This window comes from Rheinheimera riviphila, assembly GCF_004005945.1.
Lineage (GTDB): Bacteria > Pseudomonadota > Gammaproteobacteria > Enterobacterales > Alteromonadaceae > Pararheinheimera > Pararheinheimera riviphila.
This window is the reverse complement of sequence record NZ_SACS01000001.1, coordinates 178,145-196,362: the sequence shown is the minus strand read 5'-3', so window position 1 is coordinate 196,362 and position 18,218 is coordinate 178,145. Positions and strand designations below refer to the sequence as shown.

Below are 18,218 nucleotides of genomic sequence, written 5' to 3'. Positions count from 1 at the left end.
AGTTATAGCGGCATGGAGTTAATTCGCGGCCTGCAAAATATTAAGCCAAATCATCGGGGTTGCGTGTTAACCATCGGTAATTTTGACGGTGTGCATCTGGGGCACCAGGCGGTGCTCAGCCAGGTGCAGCAAATTGCCAAAGCCAGATCATTACCGGCAGTGGTGATGGTATTTGAGCCGCAACCGCTGGAATTGTTTAATCCGGCGGCAGCGCCAGCCCGCTTAACGCGTTTTCGCGAAAAGTATCATTGGTTAAAAGTGCAGGGGCTGGACCGCTTGCTTTGCGCCAGTTTTAACCGCGAATTTGCGGCGCAGGATCCGGAGCAGTTTATTACCGGTTTGCTGCTGGAAAAACTCAATGTGCAGCATTTGATTGTTGGTGATGACTTTTGTTTTGGTAAAAACCGCAGCGGTAATTTTGCCTTGTTACAACAAGCGGCACAGCAACATGGTTTTGGTCTGACCAACACCGCCAGCTTAAAACAAGACGATGTCCGGGTTTCCAGCACCTTGATCCGGCAAGCGCTGGAGCGCGACGAGCTGGCACTGGCCGAAGCGATGCTGGGTCGGCCGTTTTCACTGATGGGGCGGGTGCGCCACGGTGAAAAAGTCGGACGGCAACTTGGTTTTCCAACCGCTAACGTGTGGTTATATCGCAATAAATTGCCGGTGCGCGGGGTGTACGCCATCGAAGCATTCACCGGGCAGGGGCATTTTCATGGTGTGGCCAACATTGGCGCCAGACCGACGCTGCAAGGTAAAAAAGAACAACTGGAAGCGCATTTTTTTGATTTTCAGGGTGATTTATATGGCCAGCAAATCGAAGTCATTTTGCGCCATAAAATCCGCGCCGAGCGCAAATTTGCGTCCTTGCCTGAACTTCAGCAACAAATTCAACTGGATGCCGCCGCTGCGCGGTCTTATTTCAGTATTTCAAATTAAAATGATCAGGCATGCCTGGCATGTCAATGACAGAGCTAACACGGGATAGATGGGATGAGTGATTACAAACATACGTTAAATTTGCCGGATACGGCATTTGCCATGCGCGCCAATCTGGCGCAGCGTGAGCCACAAATGCTGGCGAACTGGACCCAAGCCGACTTGTATGGCCAAATCCGCGCCGCCAAAAAAGGCAAAAAAACTTTTATCCTGCACGATGGCCCTCCTTACGCCAACGGCAACATTCATATCGGTCACGCTGTTAATAAAATTCTAAAAGACATCATTGTTAAAGCTAAAACGCTGGACGATTTTGACGCGCCTTATGTACCGGGTTGGGATTGTCACGGCCTGCCCATCGAGCTGGTGGTCGAGAAAAAATACGGCAAGCCCGGCGTGAAATTATCGGCAGCAGAATTTCGGCAAAAATGCCGCGACTATGCGCTGACCCAAATCGAAGCACAAAAAACTGACTTTATCCGGTTAGGCGTGCTGGGCGATTGGGACAACCCATACCGCACCATGGATTTTGCCTTTGAAGCCAACATCATCCGTTCTTTGTCGCGCATTATCGACAATGGCCATTTACAACAAGGCTTTAAGCCAGTGCATTGGTGTACTGACTGCGGTTCAGCTTTAGCCGAAGCAGAAGTGGAATATCAGGACAAAGTATCACCTGCCATTGACGTGCGGTTCCGTTTTGTCGATGAAACCGTGGCTGATAAATTTGATCATCCGGAGAATCATCGTGGTCAGGGTCCGATTTCAGTCGTGATCTGGACCACCACGCCATGGACCATTCCAGCCAACCGCGCTGTGGCGTTAAATGCCGAGTTAAACTACAGCCTGGTGCAGGTTGAAGCAGGTCCAAATGGTGCTGAACGTTTGGTGATCGCCACCGATTTAGTCAAAGACGTGATGGCGCGCGCCAATATCGAAAAATACCATGCGCTGGGCTTTTGCAAAGGCTCGGCACTGGAACTGGCGAAATTAAAACATCCATTGTACGACTTCGAAGTGCCAGTGGTGCTTGGTGATCACGTCACCACCGATTCTGGTACCGGCGCTGTACACACTGCACCTGGCCACGGTCAGGAAGACTTTGTGGTCGGCCTGAAATATGGTCTGGAAGTGGCAAACCCGGTTGGTGCTAATGGCGTTTATCTGCCAGATACTCCAATGTTTGCCGGTCAACATGTGTTTAAAGCCAATGACACTGTGGTTGCTGCGCTGCAGGAAGCTGGCGCGTTGTTGTTGCATAAATCTTACACCCACAGCTATCCACATTGCTGGCGCCATAAAACGCCGATTATCTTCCGCGCTACGCCGCAGTGGTTTATCAGCATGGAGCAAGCCGGTCTTCGCAGCAAATCACTGGCAGAAATCGAACAAACCCGTTGGATCCCGGATTGGGGTCAGCTGCGGATTGAAAAAATGGTCGCCGGTCGGCCAGACTGGTGTATTTCCCGTCAGCGGACTTGGGGTGTGCCGATCGCGCTGTTTGTCGATAAAGACACCGGCGCTTTGCACCCAAATACCAAAGATCTGATGGAGCAAGTGGCGAAACTGGTTGAGCAACAAGGCATTCAGGCCTGGTTTGATTTAGAAGCCGCGACTTTGCTGGGCGAAGAAGCTGTGCAGTACGTCAAAGTGTCTGACACGCTGGACGTCTGGTTTGACTCAGGTGTGACACACGCTTGTGTCATCGACCCAAGACCGGAATTTGGCGGCGCTACCCAAGCTGATTTGTATTTAGAAGGTTCAGATCAGCACCGTGGCTGGTTTATGTCGTCGTTGATGACCGGCGTATCCATCAAAAACCACGCGCCGTACAAACAAGTGTTGACTCATGGTTTTACCGTCGATGGTGAAGGCCGCAAAATGTCCAAGTCATTGGGCAATGTGGTGTCGCCGCAAGACGTGATGAACAAATTGGGCGCCGACATTTTACGTTTGTGGGTGGCAACGACCGACTACACCTCAGAAATGACGGTGTCCGATGAGATTCTGGACCGCGCAGCGGATAAATACCGCCGTATTCGTAATACCGCGCGTTTCCTGCTGGCGAATTTGCACGGTTTTAATCCGGCCACCGATTTAGTACCACTGAACGAGCTGGTTGAGCTGGACCTGTGGATGGTGCAACGCGCCGCGGCGCTGCAACAAGAAATTATCGCTGCTTATGATGATTATCAGTTCCATGTGGTCAGTCAGAAGCTAATGAATTTCTGTACCGTTGAGCTGGGCAGTTTTTATCTGGACGTGATTAAAGACCGTCAGTACACCGCCAAAACTGATGGTCACGCCCGTCGTTCTTGTCAGACGGCGCTTTATCATATCATTGAAGCCATGGTGCGCTGGATGGCGCCGGTGATGAGTTTCACCGCGCAGGAAATCTGGGAAATTCTGCCAGCGCGGCCTGCTACTTTTGTGTTTACCGAAGTCTGGTATCAAGGGTTAGATCAAGTGCCGGCCGGTCAATTGGATGACGCCTTCTGGCAACAACTGCTGTTGGTGCGCGATGAAGTGAATAAAGTGATTGAAGGCGCGCGTAAAGAAGGCAAAGTTGGTGCTTCGCTGCAGGCTGAAGTGACGTTGTTCGCAACTGGTGATTTAGCTGCTGCGCTACAAAAAGTCGCAACCGAGCTGCGGTTTGTGCTGATTACGTCAACTGCCGATGTGTCGGCTGCGGCGGCTCCGGCCGAAGCGGTCGCCACTGATATCGCGGGTTTATCAGTACTGGTTGCTGCATCAAGTGCCGCCAAGTGCGAACGTTGCTGGCACCATCGCCACGATGTGGGGGCCAACGCTGCCCATCCGGAAATTTGTTTGCGCTGTGTCGATAACGTTGAAGGTGCGGGCGAACCACGGGTGTTTGCATGATGGCTGGCAGTCAAATCGAGAGCAATAAAGTCGCTATATTTACTGAGTCTGGCTGGCGGTTCTGGTGGTTGGCCATTTTAGTACTGGTTGCAGATCAGCTGACCAAAGTGTGGGTGCTCCAAAACTTCGAATTTGGCGAATCTATTCAGCTGTTGCCGGTGTTTAACTTTACTTATGCCCGCAATTACGGCGCTGCCTTTTCGTTTTTAGGTGATGCCGGCGGCTGGCAACGTTGGTTATTTACCGGCATCGCCGTGGCGGTTTCGATTGCGCTGAGTGTTTGGCTGACCAAACTTAAGCGACAACAGTGGAAATTATCGCTGGCGTTGGTGCTGATTGTTGCTGGCGCGATTGGTAATTTAATTGATCGTAGCCTTTATGGTTATGTCGTTGATTTTTTACATGTTTATTATCAGCAGTGGCATTATCCGGTATTTAATATCGCCGATTGCGCCATCACCATTGGTGCAGCCTTGCTGATTTGGGACAGCTTTTCGCCGGACCTTCCGGAAGAATCTAATCAAAAGTGAGTGTGTGATGTCGATTGAAGCGCTAAATGAAGCGGCAACAGAAGCGGCCAATCAAGTGGAAAAGGGCGCCGTAATCGGTGCGGGCAGCACGGTAATTTTTCACTTTGATATCAAGTTAACCGACGGCAGCGCCGCCGAAAGTACCCGCGTGCATAATAAACCGGCGAAACTGCAAATGGGCGATGGTAGTTTGTCGCCGGCTTTTGAGGCCGAGTTAGCGGGTTTACAGGCCGGTGACAAAAAAGCTTTTACGCTGGCGCCGGAAGACGCTTATGGTTTGCCGAATCCTGACAATATTTATTATGTGGATCGCAGCAAGTTTTCGCTGGATGCACCGGCGCAGGTTGGGATGATTGTTGGTTTTGCCATGCCGGACGGTTCTGAATTACCGGGACTTATCCGTGAAGTGGTTGGCGATTCAGTGACGGTGGATTTTAACCATCCATTGGCTGGCCAGACGTTAACTTTTAATGTTGAAATTGTGCAGGTGAGTAACTAAGCATGGATATTTTTCTGGCCAATCCGCGTGGTTTTTGTGCTGGTGTTGATCGGGCGATCAGCATCGTTTCCCGTGCCTTAGAGCTATACGAGCCGCCCATTTATGTGCGTCACGAAGTGGTGCATAACAAGTTTGTGGTGGATGGCCTGCGTCGTAGTGGCGCGGTGTTTGTCGACGAACTGGACGAAGTGCCGGATGGCAATATCGTGATTTTCTCGGCGCATGGCGTGTCGCAGGCAGTGCGGGAAAATGCCAAACAACGTGGTTTAAAAGTATTTGACGCCACTTGTCCGTTGGTGACCAAAGTGCATATGGAAGTGACCCGCGCCAGTCGCAAAGGTATTGAATGTATTCTGATTGGCCACGCTGGTCATCCGGAAGTTGAAGGCACTATGGGGCAGTACGACAATCCGGCCGGTGGTATTTATCTGGTGGAATCAGTCGAAGATGTGGCCAAGCTGGAAGTTAAAAACCCGGAACAACTCTGTTTTTCCAGCCAAACCACCTTGTCGGTGGACGATACTGCCGATGTGATTGACGCCTTAAGAGCAAAATACCCAGAGATTGAAGGCCCGCGCAAAGACGATATTTGTTACGCCACCCAAAACCGGCAGGACGCGGTACGCGAACTCGCCGCCAAAGTGAATTTGTTGCTGGTGGTCGGGGCTAAAAACAGTAGTAACTCCAACCGCTTACGTGAACTCGCTGAAAAAATGGGGTGCACTGCCTTTCTGATCGACACCGCCGCGGATATTCAGCAGCAATGGCTAAGCGATGTCAAAGCCGTTGGTGTGACTGCAGGTGCTTCAGCGCCGGAAGTGCTGGTGCAGCAAGTGGTGCAACAACTGACGGCCTGGGGTGGCAAACAAGTGATTGAACACCCGGGACGTGAAGAAAACGTGGTGTTTGCTGTTCCGGTCGAACTGCGTTAAGGCCTGGCGATGAGCGCTCCAACTGCACATTCTGGCCCATCATCGGCGAATAAGGTGCAGTTTGAGCAGTTGCTGCCAGCGTTTTGTCGCGGGCGGATTGTGATCCGGGTGATGGTGCTGGCCCAGGCGTTGGCGATTTTGTTGGCGCTGGCGCCGGATATCAGCAGTAATTTCTGGTCGCGCTTAGGCCTCACTTCTTTGTTCGTGCATTGGGTGGCGTTGTTAACAGTGGCGTTATTGTGCCGGTTTCAGCGCCGGTTATATAAAGTACCGCCGCAACCATTGGCCGCACTGGCGTTATTATTGTTATTGCTGGTGACTTTGGCCGTCAGTACTGCGGCCTATTCGATGCTGCATGCCAGTGGCTGGCAGCAACCCACTGATTTTTATCATTTCCTGCTACAAACTTTGCTGATCGCTTTATTAGTCGGGGTGATGGGCATTCAACTGTTTGCGCTTTATGTTGAACATAGCTGGCGGCTGACCGCACAATCACGCTCTGAACTCGATGCTTTGCAAGCACGCATTCGACCGCATTTTTTGTTTAATAGCCTGAATACTGTGGCGGAACTCACCCAGCAAGACCCTGCCGCCGCCGAGCAAGCCTTACTTGATTTAGCCAGTTTATTTCGCGCGGCGTTAAATGCCGGGGTACAAGTCGAGTTGCAGGAAGAGCTTGCGCTCGCGAAACAATATCTGGCGTTGGAGCAATGGCGGTTAGGCTCGCGCTTGCAGCTGGAATGGCAGGTGCCGGACGATTTGCCCCATACCCTATTGCCTTGTTTAACATTGCAGCCGCTTCTGGAAAATGCGGTGCGTCATGGCATTGAACGCTGCAGCAAACCTGGGCTTATTCATTTTGAAGTCAATGTATCGACGCGCTATTTAACCATGTTACTGACTAATCCGGCCGGAGAATTACCACCGGCCGAAGATGGCAATGGCATGGCGCTACAGAATATCCGGCGTCGGCTGGAGCTACAGTTTGGCGACGAGGCCAGACTTAGCACCACTGCAACTGCGGGCGAATATCGGGTAAAACTGGTGATCCCGCTCACCCCGTCCAAGGTGAACAGATGAAAGTGCTGATCGTCGATGACGAACCCTTAGCGCGGGCCAGGTTGCAACGGTTATTGCTGGCACATCCGGCTTATCAGGTGGTGGGTGAGGCGGCCGATGGCGGTTCCGGCTTACAGCTGGCGGCAGAATTACAACCGGATTTAGTGTTTTTAGATATCGAGATGCCGGATCGCAATGGCTTAAGCGTCGCGGCTGAACTGCTGCAGCTGCAACCGCCGCCAGCGGTGGTGTTTGTCACAGCACATCCACAGCATGCATTAGCGGCTTATCAGGTGGCGCCAGCCGACTATCTGCTCAAACCTATTTCGGCCGAACGACTGGCCACCAGCTTGCAACGCATTGGTCTTGCCACCAAAGCCCACCTTGAAAAACAGCAGGAACAGCAGTGGCTGAGCTACAAAAGCGGCAGCACATTACGGCGCATCGAACTGCAACAGCTGTTTTACCTGCAGGCCGATGAAAAGTATGTGCGGATGGTGTTTGTTGGTGGCGAAGCACTGACCGAACTCAGCTTAAAGCAGTTTGAAGATTTGTATCCACAGCAGTTACTACGCATTCATCGTCATACGCTGGTACTGAAGCGTCGTTTAAAAGCTTTACATAGTCTGCCCGACGGTCGTCATGTGCTGGAGCTATGGCAAAGTGATGATTTACTTGAAATTAGTCGACGTGAATTAAGCCGGATTAGGCAGTTGTTGTTGCCCGCTATTTCCTGATTTTTGTACTCGGTATTTTTAATGAAGTGAGCCAGTATTTGATGGGCCAGATCATGAATACCGGAAATAACAACTGCAGCCTACCGTTTGTCGGCAGCTTTTGCCGTTTGTCAGAAAACCCTCGCCTGAACCAAATTTACTCTTTTATATTAAACTCGCACTTATCACCTGCGTTGGCTGGGTTGGTCAGAAAACGCCACAGGAGACTTTATTGTGAGAATAAGCAGGATCAGAGCCGACCGCGGTTTCAGTCTGATGGAATTAATGGTCACGATCGCGGTGTTGGCGATTACGCTGGCCATCGCCGTCCCTTCGTTTAGCGGCGTGATTGGCGAAAGTAAATTACGCAGTCAGGCTGGTGAAATCCAGAGTGCATTAACCTTTGCCCGCACTGAAGCTATCCGGTTAAATCGAAGTGTGGTGTTTTGCCATTCGAATAACGGCACCAACTGCACAGTGCCTGCTGCCACAGGCTGGGAAGGCTGGCTGGTCAGCGCTGCCGGTGCCGCTTTGGCAGCGCCAGTGCTGCCGGTATCCCGCACAGGCGTTATCCCGGCAGCACCAATGCGGATTTCCTCCGGCCCTAATCTTACGGCCGCGACACATGCCATTCGTTTTACACCACAAGGGTTAGCGCGTGGCTTTGCCAATAATATTCCATTGTCGGATCTGATCCGGGTGTGCATTACTCAGGAATCGGTAAATCCGAATACCCGCGAGATTCAATTTAGCTCCGGCGGACGTAGCCGGGTTGTGGCAACTGACAATGCCGGCACCTGTCCTTAATTTTCAGACTGACTGGGAGGAATGATGTTGAATAAACGAGTAAATTCTACATGTCATGCTGGCCGGGGTTTGCAGCGTCAGACCGGCGTGTCGCTGCTGGAAGTCCTGATTGCGGTGCTGGTGTTATCGGTTGGTTTGTTGGGTATTGCCGGTTTGCAAACGGCGAATTTGCGTAATACCCAAAGCGCGCATCAGCGGACGGTGGCGGTATTACTGGCCGCTAGTATGGCCGAGCGGATCCGCGCCAATCCGGTCGCAGCTGCAGCAGGTGCTTTTGCGCTGACAAAAAATTGCAAAGCGTTGTCCGCTGGGGGCAGTATTCAAAGTGTGGAACATGCCAACTGGATGACTGAAATCAGGACCAGTTTAGGCACGGCCGATACCAGCTGTGGTGAAGTCACTTATGTGGTAGCTACGCGGACTTACACCGTCAACGTATTTTGGGATGACTCCAGAGCGATTGGCGGTCTGGCCAATATGAACATTACCCATGTGGTGAGAATATGACGATGCAGTTACAACATAAGCAAACCGCAGCTGGTTTTACCCTGATTGAACTGATGGTCAGTTTGTTGTTGGGGACCTTTTTGATTGGGGGGGTGATTGGTGTTTATATCGCAAACAGCCGTACCAATCTGGTCAATGAACAAATGGGCCAGATGCAACAAGCCAGTCAGGTCAGCTTTCAGTTATTAAGCCGTGACGTACAGCATGCCGGGTATTCCGGCTGTGGCAATATTGTGGCGACACAGGTAGTGAATGTTCTGAATCCATTACCCTGGTGGTCGAACTGGGTGGGTGGGGTACAAGGCTATGAAAATGCGACTATCCCCAATTTTACCGCCGGAGCTATTCCACCGCTGGCCAATACCGATGGTTTACATTTGATGTATGGCCGGGGTGTCAGTTCTTCTGTGGTCGCGCACAACGCGGTCGCGGTCCCTTCAATGGTGATCAATCAAAACCTCGGGGCGATAGTCCCGAATGATATTTTGCTGGGCTGTGATTCAAAGATGGCGGTTATTTTCAGAGCCACAGCGGTTGCCGGGAATAATATTACACACGGTTTGGGCGGTGCCGCACCTGCCAATAGCAATTTGAACTTCGGTATTGCGCCGGATGGCAGTCGCTTTCAGCGGAATTTGTCCAACGATGCCGGGTCGGTGATGCCGCTCGAATCTGTCGGTTGGTTTGTTGGCACGCAAGGTGGTATTAGCTCTTTGTATCGGGTGGCGTTGGTGTCCGGCGCGGTGCAAATTGAGGAAGTGGTCCAAAACGTTCAGGATTTGCAGCTGCAATATCTGGTGCAAGGAGCCAATAACTATGTTGATGCTAACTTAGTGGTGGATTGGGGCATGGTGATGTCCATCCGCGCCACTTTAATTTTGGCCGATAACCCAACGATGCCGGTGGCGCTTGGGATCCGCCAAATCAGTCAGGTCATTAACCTGCGCAATAGGAAGGTGTAATGATGGGTAAACAACTAAAACATTCACTGAAACCACAACAAGGCATGGCGTTGGTGATCAGTTTGCTGTTGCTGGTCGCTATTACCTTACTGGCAGTCAGTACGATGCGCAGCACCACCATGCAGGAACGAATGGCCTCAAACTTAAACGATCGGGAACTCGCTAAACAAGTGGTTGAAAGCACCATTCGTGAGGCAGCTACGTTATTTCCGCCACCGCCAGGCTCTGCCTGGTACACCGCCACTTTACCAGCACCAACAGCAGGTACGCCTGATGCCTGGCAAACTCCGGCGGCGTGGGCTAATGCCAGAGCGGTTCCTGTCGTGATTGGTGGGCAAAATTTTACCGGTCAATTTTTAGTTGAAAACATGGGATTTTGGGTGAATCCGCGGACGCCGAACTGCAAAGTGAAAGATGATCCGCTGTGCGAAAGTCAGACTTATCGCATTACTGCCCGAACCACCCCAACCGCTGGCCGCGCCAGTGTGATCTTACAAGCCATCTGGCGGATGTAAGTAACAGTTTGCAGGAGAATGAATATGTCGCTTCAGAAAACGAACAAAACCCGCTCATCTAGTTGGTTGTTACTCAGCATGGCCTTTGGTGCTTGTACCGCCGAAGCGGCGATTGATATTTCAACCGTGCCGCTGGAGACCGGAACCGCGGTTCCGCCGAATATTATGTTTGTTCTGGATGACTCTGGATCAATGAACTTAAATACCATGCCCGATGGATTGTATAAGGTTCCGGGAACATGCAAAAGTCCTAGCCCCACGACTGTTGTCTATGACGAGTTAACCTTTATAAAGTGTCTCCCTACCGGTGTCAGGTTTATGGCTTCGAGCAAACTGAATAAAGTTTATTATAATCCCGCAACTACTTATTTGGTTCCACCTGCTCCAACTGGCACGTATCCGACACCTACTTACAAGTCGGTGAAAATTAACGGATATAATACAAGTGCTAGTGCGGCGACAATAGACTTGAGTACAGGTTACCGAGCTTTATTTAGATATTTTGAACCAGGAGACAAGCATTATGCAATTAGCAACAGTAGTGCAAGTTACAGCGCTGGTGATGCGTTTTATTTTAAATTTAACAACGGCAGCAGCTGTACAGCTTACGATGATAGTTGTTATGACCTGGTACCGATGTCGACCCAAAGTTCGTTTCAACAAGTGAATTTCGCAATCTGGTTTTCGTTTTACCGAACACGTCTTATGGCCTCTAAGGCTGGTATAGCACGGGCATTTAATTCCCAGACTGATTCAATTCGGCTTGGTTATGGCGCGATTAACTTGTCGCCGGTTGTAAAATCGGGCGTTGCTGCTTTTAACGCATCACATAAGACCGGATTTTTCAGTTGGCTGCATGGCAAAGGTGGTAGTGGTAGTACGCCATTGCTTGGTGCTTTGAACCAAGCAGGCACTTATTTTACAACAGATGTACCGTGGCGAACGGATCCGTCATCTTCTGCATCAGCGCTGCTTGAATGTCGGCAAAATTTCACCATTCTGATGACCGATGGCTACTACGGTGATACGTCGTCTGTTGGCGATCAAGACGGAACTAATGGAACTTTAATTACCGGCCCCAAAGGCGCATCTTTTACTTATATCGCTGCCAACCCGTTTAAAGATGGCAAGGGCAGTACTTTGGCTGATGTGGCGATGAAATACTGGAAAACTGACTTGAGGTCGGATTTAGATAACACAGTGCCTTCTTCGGAAGATGGAAATCCTGCGTTTTGGCAGCATATGGTGACTTTTGGTGTAGGTCTTGGGGTTACAGGAAATATTGATAGTAAAACGGCGTTTGAAGCGATTGGCAAAAAGACGGCTATTAATTGGTGGAGTGGCACCAGTGATGAAAATAAAATTAACGATCTGTTGCATGCTGGTGTGAATAGCCGTGGCGGCTTTTTTAGTGCAGATGACCCTACAGTATTTGCTGAAGGTCTTGCCGATACCTTAAATACTATTCAGGAGCGTGTTGGTTCGGCTTCGAATATTGCGGCAACCGCCATTAACTCACTACAGACTGAATCAAATTTGTATCAGGCTCGTTATGTAGCAGGGAAATGGGGTGGTGATTTATGGTCTTATGCTGTTACTGATATCAATACGCCAGTTTGGAAAGCCAGTGAACAACTGCCAAGCCCGGGCAGTCGGAAGATTTTTGTAGGCAGTAGTTCAGGCAGTGCGCGTAATTTTACCTGGGCTTCTTTAACTGCTGCGGAGCAAGCAACGTTTGACAATAAATCGGAGATTATTGATTACCTGCGTGGCGATATTTCTAAGGAGCAGACTAAAGGTGGTGTCTATCGTGACCGCGTTTCGCCAATCGGAGATTTGGTCAATTCATCTCCTGAGCTGGTCGGTGCACCTATAGATATGAGTTACCATCGTTACAGTTGGCCAGGAGCTTCTAGTTATCGGGCTTTCCTTGATGGTCCAGCTAAGGCAAGAGCGCCAATGATTTATGTCGGTGGTAATGACGGTATGCTGCATGGGTTTAATTCAGAAACCGGTGTTGAAGAGTTTGCTTATATTCCATCAAGCTTACTGGCACCAGTCAGCGGTGGACCTCACAACTTATTGAAAAAGTATTCAGAACCCACCTATAACCATCGTTTTTCAGTGGATGGCTCACCGGCTGTGGCGGATGTGCATATTGATGGCAGCTGGAAAAGTATTTTGATCGGCAGTATGGGGCGAGGTGGCAATAGCTTGTTTGCGATTGATGTGACTGATGTTACCAAACCAACCGCAATCGATAGCAGTAAAGTATTGTGGGACAAATCTTTTGCCGAGATGGGGGTTTATTTAGGTAAACCACAGATTCACCGGATGGAATCCGGTGACTGGGCGATTCTGGTGGGTTATGGCCTCAACAATAGTACCCACGTCTCAGGATTGCTGGTGATCGATGTTAAAACCGGCAATATCCTGAAAAAACTACCAACCTCAGCCGGTACTGCCGTAGACCCGAATGGTATTGCTGAAGTCAACGTACTGGATATCGATTCAGACGGTAGCGTGGATTGGGTGTACGGCGGTGATTTACACGGCAATATCTGGAAATTTGATTTGTCAGCGGCTTCGAGCAGTAGCTGGACTATTGCCAATTCAAGTCAACCGTTATTTCAGGCCAAGGATTCCAGCGGTAACCGCCAGAAAATTACTGGTGGTGTGATGAGCAGTATCGACCCGAAAACCGGCAAAAGCTGGGTATTTTTTGGCACTGGTCAGTACTTAAACCAGGACGACCCAAGCAACACCCAAACTCAAACCTGGTATGGCATTATTGATGGACCAACGGTGAGCTCTCGTTCGGAATTGGTGCAACGTACCATGACGAAAGTGGGGGACGACCGGGTGGTGACGGCTGCCAATACCTTGGATCCAGCGAAAAAAGGCTGGTATATGGATTTAATTGACGCCCGGGAACGAATTGTGGATTTACCAGTGGTGATTGGTGGTGATTTGGTGATGAACACTATGATCCCTGATACCAACGTCTGTAACCCAACCGGTTCTGGTTATGTGATGGCGGTGTCGCCTTATGTGGGTGGACGAATTCATAATATTGGTGATGTACCTTTTTTCGACCCGGATGATGACAATGAGTTTACTGAGAAGGATAAAGTCACATTTGGTCCTGAAAAGGTCCATGTCAGTGGGATTAAAGTCGGTAGTATGAACAGCGTGGTGACCTTCACCAAAAAAGGTGACAAGGTGATGGCCTTAGTCAACTGTGAAAATGCGAACGTCTGTGAAGAGCCGGCTAACGTTAAAAAGAACACTGGCCTGCAATCCTGGCACGAGATCAGTAACTAATGGAGTTTCAGATGCGACAACAACGTGGTTTTAGTCTGATGGAGCTGATGGTCGCCGTGACGATTATAGGGATTATTGTTGCCGTGGCGCTGCCGTCGTATAACAGCCATATGTTAAATACCAGGCGTACAACAGCGACATCCTGTGTAGTTGAACTGGCGCAGTTTATGGAGCGGGTTTACACCACCAGCATGGATTACAGCAAAAATGCCGGGGTAGCGACTGTGTTGCCACCAAGTAGCTGCCGCAATGATTTAGCGGATTTTTATACCTTAAGTCTGGTTGCAACGGCGCAAACCTTTACTTTGACTGCGACGCCGATTGGCGTACAGGCGAAGGACACCAGCTGTGGTATTTTAACCTTGGATCACGCTGGAGCCCGCACTGCTGCGGGGTCTGGTACAGCGGCGAAAGTACGGGAGTGCTGGTAAAATCAGCTGACGAATACACGGATTGCATCCAGTGATATTCTGTTGATAAATTCGTAATGCAATGCCAGTCATTCAAAGTGACTGGCATTTTTTTTGAGCGCCAGTTCAAACATCTGCGATACACAGCTCCGTACTAAGCTGATGTTTTCTCATCAAATTAAAATATTTATCATTATTTGTTTGATAAATGTAAATTAATAATTAAATTTAATAATCTATTGATTGGTGCAAGGATACACCAATGAGCAAAGGATTTACCCTGATTGAAGTGTTGCTGTGCCTGTTGTTACTTGGCGTGGGCATGCTTGGCGCACTGGCCAGCCAGGTGTATGCAAGGCAGCAAGTGCTTCTGGCAACCCAACGCTTGCTGGCGACGGCGATGGTGATGGATGTCGCTGCTTCGTTGCAGTCGGTGCCGGCTGCAGCTTCGTCTTTTCATGGCCGCTTTGATCAGGCACCTGTGGGCGTGGCATTGTGCCAGGACGTCGCGCAATGTGATGCTCAGCAGTTGTTGCAAGCCCAAGTTCAGCAACAACTGTCAGTGTTACTGTCTGATTCTGCATCCAGCTTACCTTCGGCACAGCTTTGTATTGTGGCAGGCGCCGACCAGCCAGAAATTCAATTAAGCTGGCGCGGGGTAACGGCTAGTAAATTCCCGGCTAAATCAACCTTGTGTCCACTCCCTGCCGGTTTTTCCCATGTCGCATTACGTGCAGGCGGGGGCGTCTGATATGCAACCGATCTATGCCCGCACTATTTGCACTGTTGAGACTTGCTGCACTGTTGAGACTCGCCGCGCAGTCCGCGTTGGCCGCAACGGCTGGACCTTGATTGAAGCAATGATCAGCATGGCGTTGGGTCTGCTTTGTACCTTAATGTTGATAGCTGGCTGGCAATGGAATTACCGGGCTTTTATCCAGACCACCCAACTCAGTGAATTGCAGCAAAGTGCCCAGTTTGTGCTGAGTTTTATGCAGCAGGAGCTGGTGAATCAGAACTTCTGGGCTGGCTTCCAGCTTAGCCAATTACCACCAACTTCTTTAGCAACCCCAACTGCCGACTGCGCAGGCCCGATTGATAGCGGTAGTTTTCCAAAATTGCAGCACGGTTTTGTCGGCATTTACAGCGGGACTGTGGGTGATAGCAGTACACCCGGATGCCTGACCGTTGCCCGCAAAGGGTCGGATTTTCTGCAATTAAAGCGCCTGGCCGGAGCACCGGCACGCAAAGCTGAGCTGAAAACCAACCGGATTTATTTACAGCAATATCAGAGATATGCAAGCTTTGTCGCCGTGCATAGCCCAGAGCTTTATGCGGCGGCAACCTATTGGCCTTATGTGCATCAACTCTGGTATGTCGCACTGCAAAAACACGAAGGTAAGAACATCCCGGTGCTGATGCGCAAACGGCTGGTACGGCAGTTATCCGGGCAGTTGGCGATGGATACCAGCGCCGTGATTGATGGCGTGGAAATGTTACATTTTGAATTGGGTGTCGACAGTAACTTTGATGGCCAGATGGACTACAGCAAACCGGCGGCACAGATCCCGGATACTGTCTGGCTTGGCCAAAGTGGCAAAGTCATCCAGCTGCGGTTTTATGTACTGCTACGCAGTCTTACCGCAGATCTAACCTATACCAATGTTCAGCAGTATCAGTTGGGACAACGACGGTACAAGGCTCCAGGCGATCACTATCGCCGGTTGTTGGTGTCCAGTGCTGTCACTTTTAACAACCTTTAACTCAAAGGAGTGAGTGATGAAATCAGATGGATTTGTCCTGATCCTGTGTTTGTGTTTTATCGCAATGGTCAGTTCAATGGCGCTCAGCGCGTTATTGATTGGGCTTCTCAGTCAAAAAATCGGGATCGCCGGGCAGCAACAGTTGCAACAGCTGAAACTCGCAAAAGCTCTGCATCTGCAGCAGACCAGTGCCTATCCGCAGATCACCGGATCTGGTGAGCTGGTCATGTGTCCGGCTGAACTTGCCGTCTGGTCTGAGCCCGCCACCCGTTGTCGCTGGGTGGAGCAAAGCAACCAACACGAACAGCTGACAGCCTGGAGCAGCCTGGTACTGACCACCGAGCTGCAGCTACCACAGGAGGCGTTATGAACCGGTATCTTTGTTTACTGCTACGAGGTCGATGGCTGAAAATTTGTTTGGTGACCTTCATCTGCTTCAACACTGGCGAAGCGGTCGCGGAACCTGCTGCGGCAGCACCAGCCAGTGTTGTAGCGTCGGCAACTGCCTGGCGTCTGAATGTTGCGGGGCAGTACCAACAGTTGCCGGTCGACGAGCTGGCTATATTGCTTGGTGAAAAAGCGGCATTTTGCCAACATCCGCGTCCCGATGGCCCTGTGGTGGCTTGGGCAGATGGCAGTGCTGCACCCCAATCATTGCGGTTTAGTAACGAAGCTGGGGTGCTGCGTTGGTGGTCCGCTACGACCTCCCCCCAGCTGATTTGGTCGGATGGTGAGGTAGTTGCCACAGCTTCAGAGCAGCTATCGGATCAGCTGGCGGTGATTACAGCACCTTCAGTGCCTGCCGCACCAAAAAAGCTGACGCTGGTGTGGCCGGAACCTTCGTTGCAACGCTATTCGGCCGTTGATTTAACCAACCCGGCCGAGCCGAAAGCGTTGTGGCAGTGGCAAGCGCCGGTCGCAGGTTCGGTGCAAACGCCGGTTGCGGCGCTATTGAAAACGGCAACCGGCTCAACTTCTGCGGTATTAATGGTGTCCGGTGCCGATGCAGTGCAACCGGCATTTTGGCTGGTTGATGCCGCTTCCGGTGCCCAGCTTGCGACGCAGCAGTATCAGCGCGCCGTTAAAACTGTTGAACTTCCCTTTGTGTTGCAGGATTTAATGGCTGCGCCAGCGGTGTTGGATCGCAATACAGATGGTTATATCGATCGGATGTATCTGGTCGACCGCCAGGGCCGTTTGGTGCAGGTCGATGTCAATCCGCAGTTGCAGTTCCAGAGCCGGGTGGTGGCTGATTTATCGGATACCGCGGCAGAATTTAAGGTGCAGTTGGTCGCAAGTCGTGCCCTATTACCCGATGATCAGCAACTGGCTGACGATGATGTGGTGCCAGCTGCGAGCGATGAGCAAATAGCCGGTATCGACCAGGCTGCTGGCCCGTCAGGTAAACCTGCGGATGTGGTGATGCTGCTCTCCACCAAAAAAGAGGAATCACAGCTTTGGGTGCTGACTATTCCGGACTCACCGGCTTTTACCATCCAGCCGCATCATTTAACGCAGCGTGATTTGCAGTTTGCTGACTCTGGCGTGTCAACTGTGGTCACTGCAACACCGGCCATCACCGCAGGCTGGTATGGCAACTTACCGGCAGCGCCGGTGTCGCTACCGCAGGTGTTTGCCGGAGTGCTTTATTTGCCGGTTGCAGCCAGCAGTGAAACCTGTACCGGTGCCAGGCAAGCGACACAGCTGATTGCCAGACACTTATTTCAGGGAACGCAAGTCTATTCAGCTGAACAACTGGCCGCGATACCAACGCCTTTTGGCACGCCGGGTGTTTTAAGGCGTAGCAGCGGTGAATTAGCACTCCAGGATCGGCAGCAAGGAACCCTGTTATTGCCACAGATCCGCGGCATCCGGGCTGATTGCCGCTTTTGTACCGAAGCTTTGCATGAAAGTCAGTACCCAAGGTGGCAGCGGATGGCGATTTATCAGCATGAAACCGAGGTGTATTGATGCGTGGCGCAGGTTTTGTATTGATTGAAATCATGGTGGTGATTGCAATCATCGGACTGCTGCTATCGATTGTCCTGCCTGGTTATCAACAATATGTGCTGAACAGCTACCGGCTGGAAGCAAGTGCTGAGCTGCTCAAACTTGCCAGCCTGCAACAACTGTTGTTCGCGGAACAGGCGCGTTATACCGCTGATCTGACTGAGCTTGGTTACCCGACCGCCAGTTATTTGATCGAATCCGGACGTTTTGTCATTTCAGCGGAACTGACAGCAGACGGTTACCGGCTGATTGCTGACGCGGCGGGACCACAGCTGGCTGACACGGATTGCGCGCAGTTTAAACTTGATCAGTACGGCACCAAGGAAAGTTCGCCAGTGCCTGATTGCTGGCAGCAGTAA

General features: G+C 50.9%; 18 protein-coding genes. All 18 read left to right on the top strand.

Going from position 1 to position 18,218, the window contains the following annotated elements:
* Nucleotides 1-12 precede the first annotated feature (12 nt).
* The 18 genes from ribF to EOE67_RS00760 all read left to right on the top strand — a co-directional run bounded on the left by ribF (nt 13) and on the right by EOE67_RS00760 (nt 18,218).
* A complete protein-coding gene (gene ribF / locus EOE67_RS00845) occupies nt 13-942 on the top strand; it encodes a bifunctional riboflavin kinase/FAD synthetase (RefSeq protein ID WP_127697168.1) in 930 nt (309 codons plus the stop codon).
* Nucleotides 943-996: 54 nt separating this feature from the next.
* Nucleotides 997-3,825, top strand: coding sequence for an isoleucine--tRNA ligase (ileS, locus tag EOE67_RS00840; protein ID WP_127697167.1), 2,829 nt, complete (start codon nt 997-999; stop codon nt 3,823-3,825).
* On the top strand, nt 3,825-4,355 hold the full coding sequence (gene lspA, locus EOE67_RS00835; RefSeq protein WP_127697447.1) for a signal peptidase II: 531 nt from the start codon (nt 3,825-3,827) through the stop codon (nt 4,353-4,355). Before ileS ends, lspA begins: the two co-directional genes overlap by 1 nt.
* 7 nt (nt 4,356-4,362) lie before the next feature.
* A complete protein-coding gene (gene fkpB, locus EOE67_RS00830) occupies nt 4,363-4,854 on the top strand; it encodes an FKBP-type peptidyl-prolyl cis-trans isomerase (protein WP_240652661.1) in 492 nt (163 codons plus the stop codon).
* A gap of 2 nt (nt 4,855-4,856) precedes the next feature.
* Entirely contained in the window at nt 4,857-5,786 is a 930-nt protein-coding gene (gene ispH / locus EOE67_RS00825; protein ID WP_127697166.1) for a 4-hydroxy-3-methylbut-2-enyl diphosphate reductase, read from the top strand.
* 9 nt (nt 5,787-5,795) lie between these two features.
* On the top strand, nt 5,796-6,866 hold the full coding sequence (locus EOE67_RS00820) for a sensor histidine kinase (RefSeq protein ID WP_127697165.1): 1,071 nt from the start codon (nt 5,796-5,798) through the stop codon (nt 6,864-6,866).
* The gene (locus EOE67_RS00815; RefSeq protein WP_127697164.1) at nt 6,863-7,582 is read left to right on the top strand and encodes a LytR/AlgR family response regulator transcription factor; all 720 of its coding nucleotides are present in this window, start codon (nt 6,863-6,865) and stop codon (nt 7,580-7,582) included. The genes EOE67_RS00820 and EOE67_RS00815 overlap by 4 nt, the downstream gene beginning before the upstream one ends.
* Before the next feature lie 213 nt (nt 7,583-7,795).
* Nucleotides 7,796-8,368: a GspH/FimT family pseudopilin gene (locus EOE67_RS00810; RefSeq protein ID WP_127697163.1), complete on the top strand. Its 573-nt coding sequence runs from the start codon at nt 7,796-7,798 to the stop codon at nt 8,366-8,368.
* Between the two features lie 24 nt (nt 8,369-8,392).
* Nucleotides 8,393-8,875 (top strand): type IV pilus modification protein PilV, encoded by a 483-nt coding sequence (pilV, locus tag EOE67_RS20940; RefSeq protein WP_164852179.1) that lies wholly within the window; start codon nt 8,393-8,395, stop codon nt 8,873-8,875.
* On the top strand, nt 8,872-9,837 hold the full coding sequence (locus tag EOE67_RS00800; RefSeq protein ID WP_127697161.1) for a PilW family protein: 966 nt from the start codon (nt 8,872-8,874) through the stop codon (nt 9,835-9,837). The genes pilV and EOE67_RS00800 overlap by 4 nt, the downstream gene beginning before the upstream one ends.
* 2 nt (nt 9,838-9,839) lie before the next feature.
* On the top strand, nt 9,840-10,352 hold the full coding sequence (locus tag EOE67_RS00795) for a pilus assembly PilX family protein (RefSeq protein ID WP_240652660.1): 513 nt from the start codon (nt 9,840-9,842) through the stop codon (nt 10,350-10,352).
* A 24-nt stretch (nt 10,353-10,376) separates the two neighbouring features.
* Nucleotides 10,377-13,676, top strand: a complete 3,300-nt coding sequence (locus tag EOE67_RS00790) for a pilus assembly protein (RefSeq protein WP_164852178.1) — start codon at nt 10,377-10,379, stop codon at nt 13,674-13,676.
* Between the two features lie 11 nt (nt 13,677-13,687).
* On the top strand, nt 13,688-14,107 hold the full coding sequence (locus EOE67_RS00785; protein ID WP_127697158.1) for a type IV pilin protein: 420 nt from the start codon (nt 13,688-13,690) through the stop codon (nt 14,105-14,107).
* A 241-nt stretch (nt 14,108-14,348) separates the two neighbouring features.
* The gene (locus EOE67_RS00780) at nt 14,349-14,837 is read left to right on the top strand and encodes a prepilin-type N-terminal cleavage/methylation domain-containing protein (RefSeq protein WP_127697157.1); all 489 of its coding nucleotides are present in this window, start codon (nt 14,349-14,351) and stop codon (nt 14,835-14,837) included.
* Nucleotides 14,806-15,849, top strand: coding sequence for a PilW family protein (locus EOE67_RS00775; RefSeq protein ID WP_127697156.1), 1,044 nt, complete (start codon nt 14,806-14,808; stop codon nt 15,847-15,849). Before EOE67_RS00780 ends, EOE67_RS00775 begins: the two co-directional genes overlap by 32 nt.
* Before the next feature lie 16 nt (nt 15,850-15,865).
* The gene (locus tag EOE67_RS00770; RefSeq protein ID WP_127697155.1) at nt 15,866-16,219 is read left to right on the top strand and encodes a hypothetical protein; all 354 of its coding nucleotides are present in this window, start codon (nt 15,866-15,868) and stop codon (nt 16,217-16,219) included.
* Nucleotides 16,216-17,820, top strand: coding sequence for a hypothetical protein (locus EOE67_RS00765; RefSeq protein WP_127697154.1), 1,605 nt, complete (start codon nt 16,216-16,218; stop codon nt 17,818-17,820). The genes EOE67_RS00770 and EOE67_RS00765 overlap by 4 nt, the downstream gene beginning before the upstream one ends.
* Nucleotides 17,820-18,218, top strand: a complete 399-nt coding sequence (locus tag EOE67_RS00760) for a type IV pilin protein (RefSeq protein ID WP_127697153.1) — start codon at nt 17,820-17,822, stop codon at nt 18,216-18,218. The genes EOE67_RS00765 and EOE67_RS00760 overlap by 1 nt, the downstream gene beginning before the upstream one ends.